General features: G+C 74.9%; 11 protein-coding genes. 6 read left to right on the top strand and 5 right to left on the bottom strand.

Translation table 11 applies throughout. The features are described 5' to 3' along the window. Positions 1-29 precede the first annotated feature (29 nt). The 4 genes from ABD901_RS33235 to ABD901_RS33220 are packed head-to-tail and all read left to right on the top strand — an operon-like array spanning position 30 to position 4221. Positions 30-1349 (top strand): ABC transporter substrate-binding protein, encoded by a 1320-nt coding sequence (locus ABD901_RS33235; protein ID WP_345132894.1) that lies wholly within the window; start codon positions 30-32, stop codon positions 1347-1349. 57 nt (positions 1350-1406) lie between these two features. Then, a complete protein-coding gene (locus tag ABD901_RS33230) occupies positions 1407-2321 on the top strand; it encodes a carbohydrate ABC transporter permease (protein WP_345132892.1) in 915 nt (304 codons plus the stop codon). Then, the gene (locus ABD901_RS33225; RefSeq protein WP_345132889.1) at positions 2318-3223 is read left to right on the top strand and encodes a carbohydrate ABC transporter permease; all 906 of its coding nucleotides are present in this window, start codon (positions 2318-2320) and stop codon (positions 3221-3223) included. Before ABD901_RS33230 ends, ABD901_RS33225 begins: the two co-directional genes overlap by 4 nt. A gap of 2 nt (positions 3224-3225) precedes the next feature. Continuing rightward, on the top strand, positions 3226-4221 hold the full coding sequence (locus ABD901_RS33220) for a hydroxyacid dehydrogenase (RefSeq protein ID WP_345132887.1): 996 nt from the start codon (positions 3226-3228) through the stop codon (positions 4219-4221). A gap of 120 nt (positions 4222-4341) precedes the next feature. Here the strand turns inward: ABD901_RS33220 and ABD901_RS33215 are convergent, their stop codons facing one another. After that, entirely contained in the window at positions 4342-4983 is a 642-nt protein-coding gene (locus tag ABD901_RS33215; RefSeq protein WP_345132885.1) for a response regulator, read from the bottom strand. Then, positions 4980-6836, bottom strand: a complete 1857-nt coding sequence (locus ABD901_RS33210; RefSeq protein ID WP_345132884.1) for a sensor histidine kinase — start codon at positions 6834-6836, stop codon at positions 4980-4982. The genes ABD901_RS33215 and ABD901_RS33210 overlap by 4 nt, the downstream gene beginning before the upstream one ends. Positions 6837-6937: 101 nt before the next feature. Here ABD901_RS33210 and ABD901_RS33205 point away from each other — a divergent pair, with 101 nt between their 5' ends. Continuing rightward, positions 6938-7519 carry a hypothetical protein gene (locus ABD901_RS33205; RefSeq protein ID WP_345132882.1) on the top strand — a complete coding sequence of 194 codons (582 nt, stop codon included), beginning with the start codon at positions 6938-6940 and terminating at the stop codon, positions 7517-7519. Here the strand turns inward: ABD901_RS33205 and ABD901_RS33200 are convergent. From ABD901_RS33200 to ABD901_RS33190, 3 genes are all read right to left on the bottom strand, one after another. After that, a complete protein-coding gene (locus ABD901_RS33200; RefSeq protein ID WP_345132880.1) occupies positions 7500-7880 on the bottom strand; it encodes a hypothetical protein in 381 nt (126 codons plus the stop codon). The genes ABD901_RS33205 and ABD901_RS33200 overlap by 20 nt on opposite strands. 32 nt (positions 7881-7912) lie before the next feature. After that, positions 7913-8179 carry a hypothetical protein gene (locus tag ABD901_RS33195; RefSeq protein WP_345132878.1) on the bottom strand — a complete coding sequence of 89 codons (267 nt, stop codon included), beginning with the start codon at positions 8177-8179 and terminating at the stop codon, positions 7913-7915. A 97-nt stretch (positions 8180-8276) separates the two neighbouring features. Beyond that, positions 8277-11096: a helix-turn-helix transcriptional regulator gene (locus ABD901_RS33190; RefSeq protein WP_345132876.1), complete on the bottom strand. Its 2820-nt coding sequence runs from the start codon at positions 11094-11096 to the stop codon at positions 8277-8279. A 40-nt stretch (positions 11097-11136) separates the two neighbouring features. Here ABD901_RS33190 and ABD901_RS33185 point away from each other — a divergent pair, with 40 nt between their 5' ends. Continuing rightward, positions 11137-13890, top strand: a complete 2754-nt coding sequence (locus ABD901_RS33185) for a helix-turn-helix transcriptional regulator (protein WP_345132874.1) — start codon at positions 11137-11139, stop codon at positions 13888-13890. Positions 13891-13945: the final 55 nt, after the last annotated feature.

Below are 13945 nucleotides of genomic sequence, written 5' to 3'. Positions count from 1 at the left end.
CTCGCCCACACCCCAAGTGAGGAACCGCCATGAATTCTTTCCGTACACGATCCGGTGCGCTGCTGGCCGGCCTGCTGGCCGCCGCGCTCACCTTCACGGCCGGCTGCTCCGGCGACGACAAGAGCCCCGACGCGTCCGGCAGCGCCGCCGGCGGCAAGGTCGACCTGTCCTTCTGGGACTGGGACCCGAACATGGACAAGGTGGTGGCGCTGTGGAACAACGCCCACCCCGACATCCACGTCACGCTGACCAACCCCGCCGGCGGCGACCAGCTCGTCGCCAAGATGATCACCGCGCACCAGGCCAAGAACGGCCCGGACATCGCCAAGGTGGAGTACCAGTCGCTGCCGGCGCTCGTCTCCAACGGCGTCGTGCGTGACATCACCGAGTACACCAAGACCGCGGTCGCCAACTTCGACGACGCGACCCTGAGCGCGACGAAGCTCGAGGGCAAGGTCTACGGCATCCCGCAGGACGTCGCACCGCTCATGCTGTTCTACCGCGCCGACATCTTCGCGCAGTACGGGCTGGCAGTGCCGACGACCTGGGAGCAGTACGCGCAGGAGGCCGCCACCCTGCACCAGAAGGCGCCCAACGTGTCGATGACGAACTTCGACGCCGCCGACCCGGGCTGGTTCACCGGCCTGGTGCAGCAGGCGGGCGCCAACTGGTGGACCGCCAGCGGTACCACGTGGAAGGTGAACATCAACGGGCCCGAGTCGAAGAAGGTCGCCGACTACTGGGAGGGCCTGGTCAAGAACGGCCTGGTGCTGAAGAACCCGTCGTTCTCCCCGCAGTGGAACAAGCAGATGAACGACGGCAGCATCGCCTCCTGGATCTCCGGCGCCTGGGCGCCCGCCCAGCTCGGCGGCATCGCACCGGACACGAAGGGCAAGTGGGCCGCGGCGCCGCTGCCGGCCTGGACCGCCGGCGACAAGACCACCGGCATCTGGGGCGGCTCGGCCGTGACCGTCACCGCCGACTCCGCGCACCCGGCGCAGGCCGCGCAGTTCGTGTCCTGGCTCAACTCCGACGACGCCGCCGTGGCCGCCCAGGTCGAGAACATCAACGTGTACCCCGCCTCGACCTCCGGCCGCTCGCTGCCCATCCTGGCCAAGCCCCCGGCGTTCCTGCCCAACCAGCCGGACTTCTACTCCGTCGTCAAGCAGGTCGCGCCGTCCTCGCGCAGCTTCTCGATCTGGGGCCCGAACGTCACTGTCACCTTCCGCGGCTACACCGACGCCTTCGGCGCGGCGCTGCAGAACGGCACCTCCTTCGGCGCCGCGCTGGACACCATCCAGGAGAGCACCACGGCCGACATGAAGAAGCTCGGCTTCACCCTCGGCTAGGCCTCGTGGCGGGCCCGCGGCACCCGCGGGCCCGCCACCCGACGACGGAAGCGGACGATGACGACGCAAACTTCCCAGGCACCGGCCCGCGGGACCCGGCGGCGGCGCAGCGCGCTGCCGTACGTGCTGGTCCTGCCGGCGGTGCTGCTGTTCGTGCTGTTCATCCTGGCGCCGGGCGCCTACGCCGTGGTGCTGAGCCTGCAGCGGCGCAAGGTCTCCGGCGGGCTGCTCGGCACCGGCTCCAAGGTGGTCTGGGTCGGGCTGGACAACTACCGCCAGGTCCTCACCGACGGCGAGCTGTGGTCGAGCGCGCTGCGGATGCTCGAGGTCGGCGCGATCACGATCCCGGTCACCATCGGCCTGGCGCTGCTGTTCGCCCTGCTGCTGGACACCGCCCGGGCCCGGTTCACCCGCGCCGCCCGGCTGCTGATCTTCCTGCCGTACGCGGTGCCCGGCGTGATCGCCACGCTGCTGTGGGGCTTCATGTACCTGCCCGCCACGAGCCCCATCGGCGGCGACCACATCGACTACTTCGGCGCCACCGGCGTCTACGGCTCGGTGGCCAACATCGCCGTGTGGGGCGCGGTCGGCTTCAACATGGTCGTCATCTACACCGCGCTGCGCGCCCTGCCGCCGGAGATCTACGAGGCGGCCCGCATGGACGGCTGCTCCGAGCTGCAGATCGCGCTGCGCATCAAGGTGCCGCTGGTGCTGCCCGCGATCACCATGTGCACGCTGTTCACCGTGCTGGCCTCGGCTCAGCTGTTCAACGAGCCCAACACCCTCAAGCCGTTGTCCAACGCCATCTCCTCGACCTGGGTGCCGCTCATGAAGGTGTACACCGACGCGTTCGTCAACTCCGACATCTACTCGGCCGCGGCGACCTCCGTGGTCCTCGCCGTGGCGGCGCTGGCCGTGTCGTTCGTCGCCGCGCGCGTCGTGCAGGCCCGCGTCGCCGGGGGTGGCCGATGACCGCCGCGACCGTCGCGCCCGCCCCGCCGCGAGAGCGGGCGGGAACCCGCGAGCCGGGAACCCCGGGCCGGCGCGGTATCGCCCTGCTGCCGACGGCGGCGCTGGTCCTCGGCGCCGTCTACTGCATCGTGCCGACGCTGTGGATCCTCATCGCCGCCACCAAGTCGCCCGCGCACCTGTTCTCCACCGCGACGTACGTACCGAGCCTCGACGACGGGCTGGTGCGCAACATCCGGGAGCTCTCGGCGTACCACGGCGGCATCTTCTGGCGCTGGATGTTCAACAGCTTCCTGTATGCGTTCGTCGGCGGGGTCCTGGCCTCGGCGGTCTCCGCGGCGACCGGGTACGCGCTGGCGAAGTACGAGTTCGCCGGCCGCACGGCGCTGTTCAACGTGATCCTCGCCGGCGTGCTGCTGCCGCAGATCGTGCTGGCGATCCCGCAGTACCTGCTGCTGTCGCACGCCGGGCTCAACGACAGCTACCTCGGCGTGATCCTGCCGCAGCTGTTCAACCCGTACGGCATCTACCTGTGCCGCATCTACGCCGCCGCGGCGGTCGAGGACTCGCTGCTGGAGGCCGGGCGCATCGACGGCGCGGGGGAGTTCCGGCTGTTCCGGTCGGTCGGCCTGCGGCTCATGACGCCCGGGCTCATCACCGTGTTCCTGCTGCAGTTCATCGTGATCTGGAACAACTTCCTGCTGCCGTTCGTGATGGTCGCCGACGACAGCAAGTTCCCGCTGACCGTCGGGCTGTACAGCATGCTGCGCCACGGCGCCGCCGAGGCGTCGCTCTACTCGCTGGTCATCACCGGCACGCTGCTGTCGGTGCTGCCGGTCATCGCCCTGTTCCTGTCCCTGCAGCGGTACTGGCGGATCGACCTCGTCACCGGGGCGGTCCGGTAGCCGTGGCGACCACACCGGCCGGCCTGCTGGCGATGTCCCGCAAGGTGGTCCCGGCGGTGCTGCCCGGCGACCTCATGGCCCGCCTCGCCGGCACGCTGCGTCTCGTCCGGCCGGACCCGGTCGAGGACTTCGACGACCCGGCCGTGCTGGCCGGCGTCGAGGTCCTCGTCACCGGCTGGCTGTGCCCGCCGCTGACCCCGGCGGTGCTCGACGCCGCGCCGCGCCTGCGCGCGGTCGTGCACGCCGCCGGCTCGGTGAAGGGCCACGTCGGCCCGGAGGTGTTCGCCCGCGGCATCGCCGTCTCCTCCGCCGCCGACGCCAACGCGGCGCCCGTCGTCGACTTCACCGTCGCGGTGATCACCCTCGCCGGCAAGCGCGCGTTCCGCCTGGCCCGCGAGGCCGCGGACTTCGGCGGCGGCCTGCCGCCGTTCGGCACCCGCCCTGGCAACGACGGGCGCGTCATCGGCGTCGTCGGCGCGTCGCGGATCGGCCGCGGCGTGATCGCCCGGCTCGTCGCCGCCGGCCACCGGGTGCTGGTCGCCGACCCGTACCTCGACCCGCCGGCCGCGGCCGCGCTCGGCGCCGGGCTCGCCGACCTCGACGAGCTGTGCCGCCGCTGCGACGTGCTGACCCTGCACGCGCCCGCGCTGCCGGAGACACACCACCTGCTCGACGAGCGCCGCCTGGCCCTGCTGCCGCACGGCGCGATCGTCGTCAACACCGCCCGCGGCACGCTCGTGGACACCGACGCCCTCGCCTGCGCCTGCGCGGCCGGCCGCATCGACGCCTGCCTGGACGTCACCGAACCCGAGCCGCTGCCCGCCGGTCATCCGCTGCTGGCGCTGCCCAACGTGTGGATCACGCCGCACCTGGCCGGCGCGCAGGGCAGCGAGGTGCGCCGGCTGGGGGAGTACGCAGTGGCCGAGGTCGAGCGCTTCGTCGCCGGTGAGCCCCTGCACGGCGCCGTCCACGCCGCCCAGCTTCCGCTCCTCGCCTGAGGCGGCCGTCGGCGTCCGGTGATGCTGGAGCATCCGCAATGCGGAACGGGATCGCCGTCATGGCGATGCTCGTGGGCACTGCTACAGGCTGTCGATGGGCAGTATTCGGCGGAGCACGAGTTACGCCAGGCCGGCTCGGTGCGCGGCGATCGCGGCGTGGACGCGGTCGCGCAGGCCAAGCTTCATCAGGACCCGGGCAACGTGGGTCTTCACCGTCGTCTCGCCGATGAACAGCGCGCGGGCGATCTCGGCGTTGGACATGCCGCGCCCGATCAGGCGCAGCACCTCGACCTCGCGGGCGGTCAGCCGGTCCAGCTCCGCGGTGTCGGGCTTCGGCGGCGCGGCCGCGAACCGCTCGATGAGGCGCCTGGTCACCGACGGCGCCAGCAGCGGGTCGGCGCCGCGGGCGGCCTGGCGTACCGCCGCGACGATGTCCTCGCCCGGCATGTCCTTGAGCAGGAAGCCCGAGGCGCCGGCGCGCATCGCACGGTGGACGTACTCGTCGAGGTCGAACGTCGTCAGGATCAGCACCCGCGTCGGGGCGTCGGCGGCGGCGATGCGCTGCAGCGCGGCGATGCCGTCGGCGCCGGGCATCTGCACGTCGAGCAGGAGCACGTCCGGGCGCTCGGCCAGGACGACGGCGACCGCCTCGTCGCCGTCGGCCGCCTCCGCCACGACCGAGATGTCGGGCTCGGCCTCGAGGATCATCCGCAGGCCGCTGCGCACGAGTGGCTGGTCGTCGGCGATCACGATGCGGATCATGCCGGCGCCTCCGCGTTCGCCGGTGCGGGCAGCGGCAGCACGGCCTGCACCTCGAAGCCGCCGTCGTCGCGGGGGCCCCAGCTCACCCGGCCGCCGGCGATGGCGACCCGCTCCCGGATGCCGGCCAGGCCGCGACCCATCACGGGGCCGCTGCCCGGACGGGTGGGCGGCGTGTTCGTGACCCGCACCCGGACCTGCACAGCGTCCCGGTGTACCGCGACCGTGGCCCGCGAGCCGGGGCCGTGCCGCAGCACGTTGGTGAGCGCCTCCTGGACCACCCGCAGCACCACCTCCCGCTGCCACGGCTCCAGCGCGTCCGTCTCCGCGACGTCCGCGTCCACCGGCAGGCCCGTGGCGCGGGTCCCGTCGATGATCGCCTCGAGGTCCGGCGCGGCGTCGGCGGGCTCCAGCGCGGCCACGCCCTCGCGCGCGGCGGCGGCGATCGTGCGCATCACCTCGGCCGCCCGCGCCGGGTCCGTCGCCGACAGCCGTCGCGCGGCCCCCGCCTGCAGCGCGACGACCGTGAGGCTGTGGCCGATGACGTCGTGGAGCTCGCGCGCCATCCGGACGCGCTCGCTCACGACCGCGCGACGGGCCGCCGCCCCCTCCTGCCCGGCGAGCAGTTCGTTGTTCGCCCGGGTCTGCTCGACCAGCCGGCTCACCTCGTTGACCGCGAGCCCGCCGAGCCAGAACACGAGGATCGCCGCCTCGTCGCCGATGATCTCGGGGTTGGCGGCCGTCGCGGCGTGGCCGGCCCAGCACACGACGAGGCCGGCCACCGCCGTCCGGCGCCGCGACAGCGCGCCGACCGTGAACGCTGTGGCGAAAGCGATCGCGGTCTCCGACAGGCTGCCGACGAGCGGGGCCCCGAAGTGCGAGTACGCCGCGGTGGCGAGCCAGGCCGTCGCGGCCGACGTCACCGGCAGCCGCCACCCCGCCACGAGCGGCAGGCCGATCGCGACGCTCGCGAGCACGGCGACCCAGCCGGCGGCGGGGACGGCCAGCGCGCCGACCGACTCGACGGCGAGCCCGGCCGCGAGCGCGCCCGCCGCGAGGGCGACCCACGGCTGGGCGGCGCTGCGCAGGGCCGGCAGGTGGTCGGCGACGGGCGCTGCCGCATGCGCGGCCTCGCCGGCCGGAGCCGTCAGCGCGACGACCTCCTCGCGGGTGCGGGTGAGCAACTCCCGGGCGGCGTCCTCAACCGTTCGCGGGTCCGCGCCGGCCTCGGCGTCGTCGGACAGCGCGCGCATGCCGCGCAGCAGCGTCGGGCGCAGCCGTTCCAGCATGGTCAGCCGCTCGGCGAGCACCGCCGAGCGCGCGTTGGCGCGCTGCTCGCCCTCGATCCGCTCGCGCTGCTCGCGCAGCACCGTCAGGCGCTGCTGCCGAGCCCGCACGGCCCGCCCGACGAGCATCGGGACGAGCCCCAGGAACAGCGTGACGAACAGGACGCCGTTGAGCAGCGGCCAGCCGCGCATCCGAGCGGTGAGGTCGGAGGCGAGCACGACCGCCAGCGGGAGCAGGACGCCGAGCACCAGCACCGCGCGGGTGCGACTGTGCGCGCCGAGGGAGTACGACGCCACCATGAGCGCGAGCATCGGCACCGTCATCTCGGCGCCGGCGGGCGGCCACGCGAGGTGGGGGACCACCGCCACGAGCACGCCCGCGAAGCCGACCGCGCCGATCGCGAGCGCCGGGCGCCATCGGCGCACGCCGAGCGCCGCGAGCAGAGCCGCGCCGACCGCGTTCAGCAGCCGGTGGCCGGCTCCCGCGTGACCGGCGAGGACCGCCTCCGCGACGCCGGCCAGCGCGAAGCCGGCCGCGACGCCTGCGTCGACCCTCGAAACGCGATGCACGCCCGCCAGCGTAGGAGGGCCCGCTCGCCGGTGGCGTCCTCCTGGCGAACGACCTCGGCGGGACGACGATTCAGGCCTCCGTCCTGCCTAGCGTCCTCGCCATGACAACTCCAGCAACCGATGCGAGGATGGTCCGCATCGTCCAGGTCGCGCTCGGTATCGGCATCGTCGCCCTGATCGTCTTCGCGATTGTCGCCACCTTCTGGACCACGGTCGACGGCGGCGAGTTCCGCTCCGCCGCCGACTACTGGTATACCGCCACCGGCGTGCCGATCGCCATCGTCGGCATCGTGCACGCTTTTGCGGTACACCGGCTGCAACACGGCCGCGACGGAAGACTCGGCGCGATCGGCACTTGGCTCAACGCCATCGCCTGCGCGGTGCTGGCGGTCCAGTGCGGCGCGTCGGCCCTCGCCGGCGCCGAGCTGCGCTGGGGCCCAACGTACGTGCTCGGCTCGTTCCTGACGCTGATCGCGCTCGCGCTGCTCGCCGCCGGATCGTGGCGCACCGGCCTGCTGCCGAAGTGGATGCTCGGCCTCTGGCCCGTGGTGTGGCTGCTCGGCTCGTTCTTCGCCACGGGCCCGGGCCCGCTGCTGCTGGTCGCCCTCTACATCGCGTTCATGATCGTGCTGCCGCGCCGGGTTGCGCTGCGCAACGCCCCGGTCATGGTTGCGGTGGGCTGATATTTTCTGCGAGCTCCTGCAACGCCTTCCTGCGCAGCCGGTCCCTCCAGTCGCCGACGTCGATGACGGGTCCGCCGGCGAGGAACGCGGCAAGGACCGGCGCCGGTCGCCCGGCGCCGCGCGGTCGATGGCCGCCGGCAGCGCTCAGCCACCGCGCCACCTCGGCCCGATGCTGCGCGAGCTCGGCGGCGTCGAGCAGGCAGGCGGAGAGCACGCCCAGCGCCTCGGCGCCGACCGCCGGGTCGGGATCCGTGCGCATCGCCCGCGCCGCCTCGTAGACGGCCGGGCGAAGCGCGCGGCACGCGGCGACGTCGTCCGGGTAGCCGCGCCGGTACTCCTCCGGCTCCGTCACGGCCTCCATGACCGACTTGAGCCAGTGCAGCAGCGCGGCCGTCAGCCGGACCGCGGCGGCGTCCCGTCCGGTTCGCGGCGTGACCGGGTGCGGGTGCGGGGGTCCTGCAGCATCGCGACGACGGCGGTGGCCGCAGGGGCGGCCGCGCTGTAGAGGCCGCCCTGATGGTGGACGAGGTCGTGGAGGTCGTAGAGCGCCCGGTTCTGCACCGCCGGGTCCTCGTCGAGCAGCGCCACGAGGATCTGGGGTGTCTCGGGCATGCCGGGGTCGCCGGTGTAGGCGTGATCGAGCGCCGACCAGTCGGTCACCGGCGAAGCATATGGCCGCCGTCCGCCGATCATCGCAGGATCCACGCCGGAGCGCGTCGCGAGCACGGTAGGACGGCGGCGCGCCCGCCGGCTGCGGTCAAGCGCCGTCGCGTGACTGCAGTGCGTCCGCGAGCTGGTTGCGCGAGACGATGCCGAGCTTCGGGAAGATCCGGTACAGGTGCGTGCTCACGGTCCGGTGCGACAGGAACAGGCGCTGGCCGATCTCGCGGTTGGACAACCCCTGCGCGGCCAGCTCGGCGATCTGGGTCTCCTGCGGCGAGAGCCGTTCCCGCGGGCTCGACGTCGGCCGCCACCCGCGCTCGCCCGTCGCGCGCAGCTCCTGGTCGGCCCGCTGCGCCCAGGTGCGGGCGCCGACGGCCTCGAAGGCGGCCCGCGCCGCCCGCAGCGACTCGCGGGACTCGACGGCGCGGCGCTGGCGGCGCAGCCACGAGCCGTAGGCCAGCTCGGCGCGCGCCCGGTGCCAGGGCAGCCCGCTGCTGGCGCCGTCCATGGCGGTCCTGAAGAGCTCCTCGGCCGACGCGGCGTCGGCCAGCACCGCCCGGGAGTACTCCAGAGCGATGATCGACCCCGTCGCGGGCGAGGTGCCCGCGATCCGTTCCATGGCGGCCAGCGTCGACCTCGCCTCGGCGTGCCGGCCGGTGTGGACGGCGGCGTCGGCCAGGTAGCCGAGCGCCCAGACCTGTTGCATCCGCTGGAAGGCCGGGTCGGCGGGCTGGAACACGCGGCGCAGCTCGCTGTAGGCCTGCTCGTGCCGGTTCGCGCCCAGCTCGGCGATCCCGCGGGCCAGCTGCACGCCGGCCAGCAGGGACGACGCGGCGTTCGGGGTCCGCAGCGCCACGTGCTGGGCCTCCGAGAGCAGGTCGTGACGCGTGTCCCACCCCGTGCCCACCCCGTCGATCAGGGCCACGGCGATGCGTGCGGTGGCCGCCCACAGGGACTGGCCCGTCTCGTCCGCGAGCCGCATGGCCTCGTCGGCCGAGCGGGCCGCGTCGAAGGTCCCGAGGTAGATCTCGGCCCACGCCCGGATCGCCAGCGCCTCGGCGAGCAGGCTCATGCGGCCCTGCGCGCGCAGCTCCTGCACGGGCGTGGACAGGAACGCGACGGCGCGGCGGAAGTCGCCCGTGCAGAACGCGGCGATGCCGAGCAGGCCCGCCAGGTCGGGCCGCCCGCCGGCGTCCGCGGGCCACCGCGCCAGCCGCTCGATGACCAGGGGTCCCTGCTCGTGCGACTCGGACAGGGCGTAGATGGCCAGCAGCCGCGGGTCGTCGCCGGGCACGTCCACCTGGCGGGCGGCCAGGACGATCTCGTGCCGCAGCGGCGCTCCCGGGTCGCGCCACCAGACCCTGCGGGCCGCGCCGACCAGCAGCTGCATGGCCAGCTCGACGTCCTGGCCTTCGGTGGCCTGCCGTGCCATGTCGACCAGGTGGCGCACCTCCGCGGGCTCGCCCGTGGAGCCGTCGTGGAAGACGCCCTCGAGCCACGCCAGCCTCGAGCGGTCCCGCGGGCGCAGCGTCATCCCCGTGACCTGCGCCTTGATCTGCTCGACCTGGCCGAACCGGCCCAGCTGGTAGCCGAGCTCCGCGGCGCTGAGCAGGCGGGCGGCCTGCGACCGCGGGTCCGGGCTCAGCGCCGCCGCCCGCTCCAGCCACGCGGCGGCGGAGGCGATCGCACCGCGGCGCTGGGCGTTGCCGGCCGCCTGTTCCAGCTCGGCCGCGATCCGCTCGTCGCGTCCCGACACCGACGAGGCCCGGTGCCACACCGCGCGGTCCGGATGCGCGGCCAGGACGCGGGCCAGCGCTTCGTGCGCACGCTGGCGCGTCGCCGGCGGCATGGCCTGGCGCAGTGCCGAACCGACCAGCGGGTGTGCGATGTGGTACCGCTCGCCGACGACGGTCAGCAGCCCGTGCTCGAAGGCCGGCTGCGCCGCGGCGCGGTCGAGCGGCGCGCCGTGGAGGATCTGCGCGGCCGCGAGGACGTCGCCGACGTCGTCTCCGTCGTCGACCGCGGCGACGGTCAGGATCGCGCGGACGGCCGGGTCGAGGTGCTCGGCCCGCGCGGCGAACGCCCGCTCCAGGCGCGTGGTCATGGGCAGGTCGTCGTCGAGCTCGGTCCAGGTGTACCGCCCGGACTCCAGCGCCGTCGCGAACTCGACCAGGGCGAGGGGGTTGCCGCGGGCCTGCGCCAGGACGCGGTCGCGCATCGCGGGGGTCAGGCGCGGCGCCCGCGCGTCCAGCAGCGCGGCCGCCGAGGCCTCGTCGATGCCGCGCAGCTGCGTCCACTCGACCGTGTGGGCGTCGGCGAACGGCAGCGGCGCGGGCCGGGACGTGCACAGCACCACCACCCGCTCGCCGGTGATCCGGCGGGCGACGAAGGCCAGCGCGTCGATCGAGGGCTGGTCCATCCAGTGCAGGTCGTCGAGGCACACGAGCACCGGCGTGCGCGCCGCCAGGTCGACGAGCAGCTCCAGGACCGCCAGGAACGTGAAGAACGGGTTCACCTCGACCGACTCGCCCATCGCGAAGCAGGCGAGCAGGGCGTCCCGCTGCATGGCCGGCAGCCGGTCGGCGCGGTGCAGCAGGGGCCGCAGCACCTGGTGCAGGCTGGCGAAGGGCAGATGCGTCTCGGACTGGCTGCCCCGCGCGGTGAGCACGGTGAACCCCAGCGACCGCGCGTGCTGCACGGCCTCCGCCTGCAGCGCGCTCTTGCCCACGCCGGGCTCGCCGAGCAGCCCGATGGCGCATCCCCGAGTACCGACCTCGTCCAAATGTCCGAACAGGGACCGCAGCTCGTCGTCGCGCCCGAGCAGACGCCGGCCGGAGGTGGTGCTCACGGCGTCGAGCATCCAGCGGCCCGGCGCCGCGTGTCCACCGAGCGTGCGCGCTGAGAGAGCCGTCACAGCGCCGGGGTCCGGCGGCGCGTGAGGGATGATGTGGGCCATGTCGCCGGACCGTCACGCCGCGCCGCTCCTCGGCCGCGGGCCCGAGCTCGCGATGCTGGCCGAGCGCGTGGGCGGCATCCGCGACGGCGGCGGCGCGGTCGTGGTGCGCGGCGAGGCGGGGATCGGCAAGTCGGCCCTGCTGGCCGAGGCGGGGCGGCTCGCGGCCGCCGCCGGCGTGCGGGGCCTGCGCACGACCGCCGCCGAGTCGGAGCACCAGGTCACGTTCTCCGGGCTGTACCAGCTGATCAGCCCCGTGCTGGATCAGGCCGACGGCCTGCCGGCGCCGCAGCGCGACGCGGTGCTGGCGGCGTTCGGGCGCAGCGATGCCGCGGCGCCGGACCTGTTCCTGGTGGCGCTGGCGACGCTGAACCTGCTGGCCGAGGCCGCCACCCGCGCACCGCTGCTGCTGGTGGTGGACGACGCGCACTGGCTGGACCGGGCCAGCGCCGATGTGCTCATGTTCGTCGCGCGGCGGCTGGAGTTCGAGCCGGTGGTGGTGTTCGCGGCGGTACGGGAGGGCGTGCGCAGCGCGTTCGACGGCGCCGGGCTGCCCGAGCTGGCCGTCGGCCGGCTCGACGACGGCGCGGCGGCCGCCCTGCTCGACGCGGGCGCACCGCGGCTGCGCCGGGCCGTGCGGGAGCGGGTGCTCGCCGAGGCGGCCGGCAACCCGCTGGCCCTCGTCGAGCTGCCGATCGCGATGCGCGACGCGGCCGACGGAGTGGCCCCGATCGGGCCGCTGCCGTTGACGAGGCGGCTCGAGGAGGCCTTCGCCGCGCGGGCGTCGGCGCTGCCGGAGGCGACCCGGCTGCTGCTGCTCGCGGCGGCGCTCAGCGACGGCGAGGTGCTCTCGGAGATGCTCGCCGCCGCCGCGGCGGCCGGCGGCGAGGCGCCGACGGTGGAGGCGTTCGGCCCCGCGGTACGGGCCAGGCTGCTCGAGGTGGACGGGGCGCGGGTGACATTCCGGCATCCGCTCATGCGCTCCGCGGTCGTCCAGCAGGCCGGCATCGGGCAGCGGCGGCAGGTGCACGCCGCGTTCGCGGCGCTGCCGGGCAGCGACGAGGACCGCCGGGTGTGGCATCGCTCGGCGGCGGCGAGCGGACCGGACGAGGGGCTGGCCGACGAGCTGGAGGCCGCGGCCGGGCGCGCCCGCCGCCGCGGCGGCGTGGAGGCGGCGGTGGCCGCGCTGCAGCGCGCCGCGGAGCTGAGCGCGGACCCACGGCGGCGCGGCGAGCGGCTGCTGCGCGCCGCCGAGCTGGCCTTCGAGCTGGGCCGGCACGACCTGGTGTCCGAGCTGCTGCACACCATCGCGGCGACGGAGCTCTCGCCGCGGCAGCGCACCCGGATGGTGTGGATCCGCGGCCGGTTCGACGACGGTGTCGGCGACGTGCAGGCCGGTGCCCGGTCGCTGACCGAGCTGGCCGAGCAGGCCGCCGCCGACGGCGACAGCGACCTCGCGTTGAAGGTGCTGTGGGGCGCGGCGCTGCGGTGCTTCTGGACCGAGCCCGGCGCGGCAATGCGCGACGAGGTCGTGCGGGCAGCCGTTCGGCTGCCGGTCGACCCGCACGACGGGCGGCTGCTGGCGGTGCTCGCCTTCGCCGCGCCGATCGAGCGCGGCGCGGTGATCGTCGACAGCCTGCGCCGGCTGGCCGCGCACCCGAGCCGGCACGGGCGGGCATCCCGGCGGGCCGAGGCCGCCCTGCTGGTGGGCGCGTTCGATCTCGCGGTCGGCTTCTGCGCCACCGCCATCACGGAGCTGCGCTCGGAGGGCCGGCTCGGCCTGCTGGCGCGGTGCCTGGCCACGCAGGCGTGGGGCGCCGCGCACCTGGGCGACCTGGCCGTGGCCATCCCGGCGGCGGAGGAGGCGGCCCGGCTGAGCCGGGAGACGGCGCAGCCGATCATGTACGCCACGGCGCGCGTGACCCAGGCCCTGCTCGCCGCCCTGCGGGGGGAGTGGGACCGGTCCGAGGCCCTGTCCGCCGAGGCGGAACGGGCGGCGCTGCGGGTGGCCGCCCGGCCCGTGCTGGCCACCGTGTGCCACGCCCGCGGCCTGGCCGCGCTCGCCGACGGGCGGCACACCGAGGCGTACGAGCACCTGATCCGGATGTTCGACCCCGCCGACCCCGCACACCACCCGGCGCTGTGCTGCTTCGCCGTCGCCGACCTGGTCGAGGCCGCCGTGCGGGGCGGGCACCGCGACCCGGTCCTGCCCATCGTGGCCCGGATGGAGGACGTGGCCCGCGCGACGCCCTCGCCGGCCCTGCACGCCGGCCTGCGCTACGCGCGCGCCCTGCTGGCCGCCGACGACGACGCGGAGGCGCTGTTCGAGGCCGCGCTGCGGGCGGACCTGATGCGGTGGCCGTTCGCCCGGGCCCGGGTCCAGCTCGCGTACGGCGGCTGGCTGCGCCGCCAGCGGCGGGCCGCCGACTCCCGCGGGCACCTGCGCGCGGCCGGCGAGACGTTCGACGCGCTGGGCACGATCCCGTGGAGCGACCGCGCCCGGCAGGAGCTGCGCGCCTCCGGCGAGACCATCCGCCGCCGGATCCCCGCCGCCCGCGACCAGCTCACCCCGCAGGAGCTGCAGATCGCCCAGCTGGCCGCCGGCGGCCTGACCAACCGGGAGATCGGCGAGCGGCTCTACGTGTCGCACCGGACCGTCAGCTCGCACCTGCACCGCATCTTCCCCAAGCTCGGGGTCAGCTCGCGCGCCGCACTGCGCGCCGCGCTGACGTACGACACCGGCACCGTCATGTGACGTACGCGGGCCGGACCGCGTCGGTCCTAGCCTGCGGATGAGAGGCGCCGGCAGG

Origin of the sequence: Dactylosporangium darangshiense (assembly GCF_039537565.1) — a bacterium.
In the GTDB taxonomy this organism is placed as follows: domain Bacteria; phylum Actinomycetota; class Actinomycetes; order Mycobacteriales; family Micromonosporaceae; genus Dactylosporangium; species Dactylosporangium darangshiense.
This window is presented reverse-complemented; position numbering and strand designations above follow the sequence as displayed.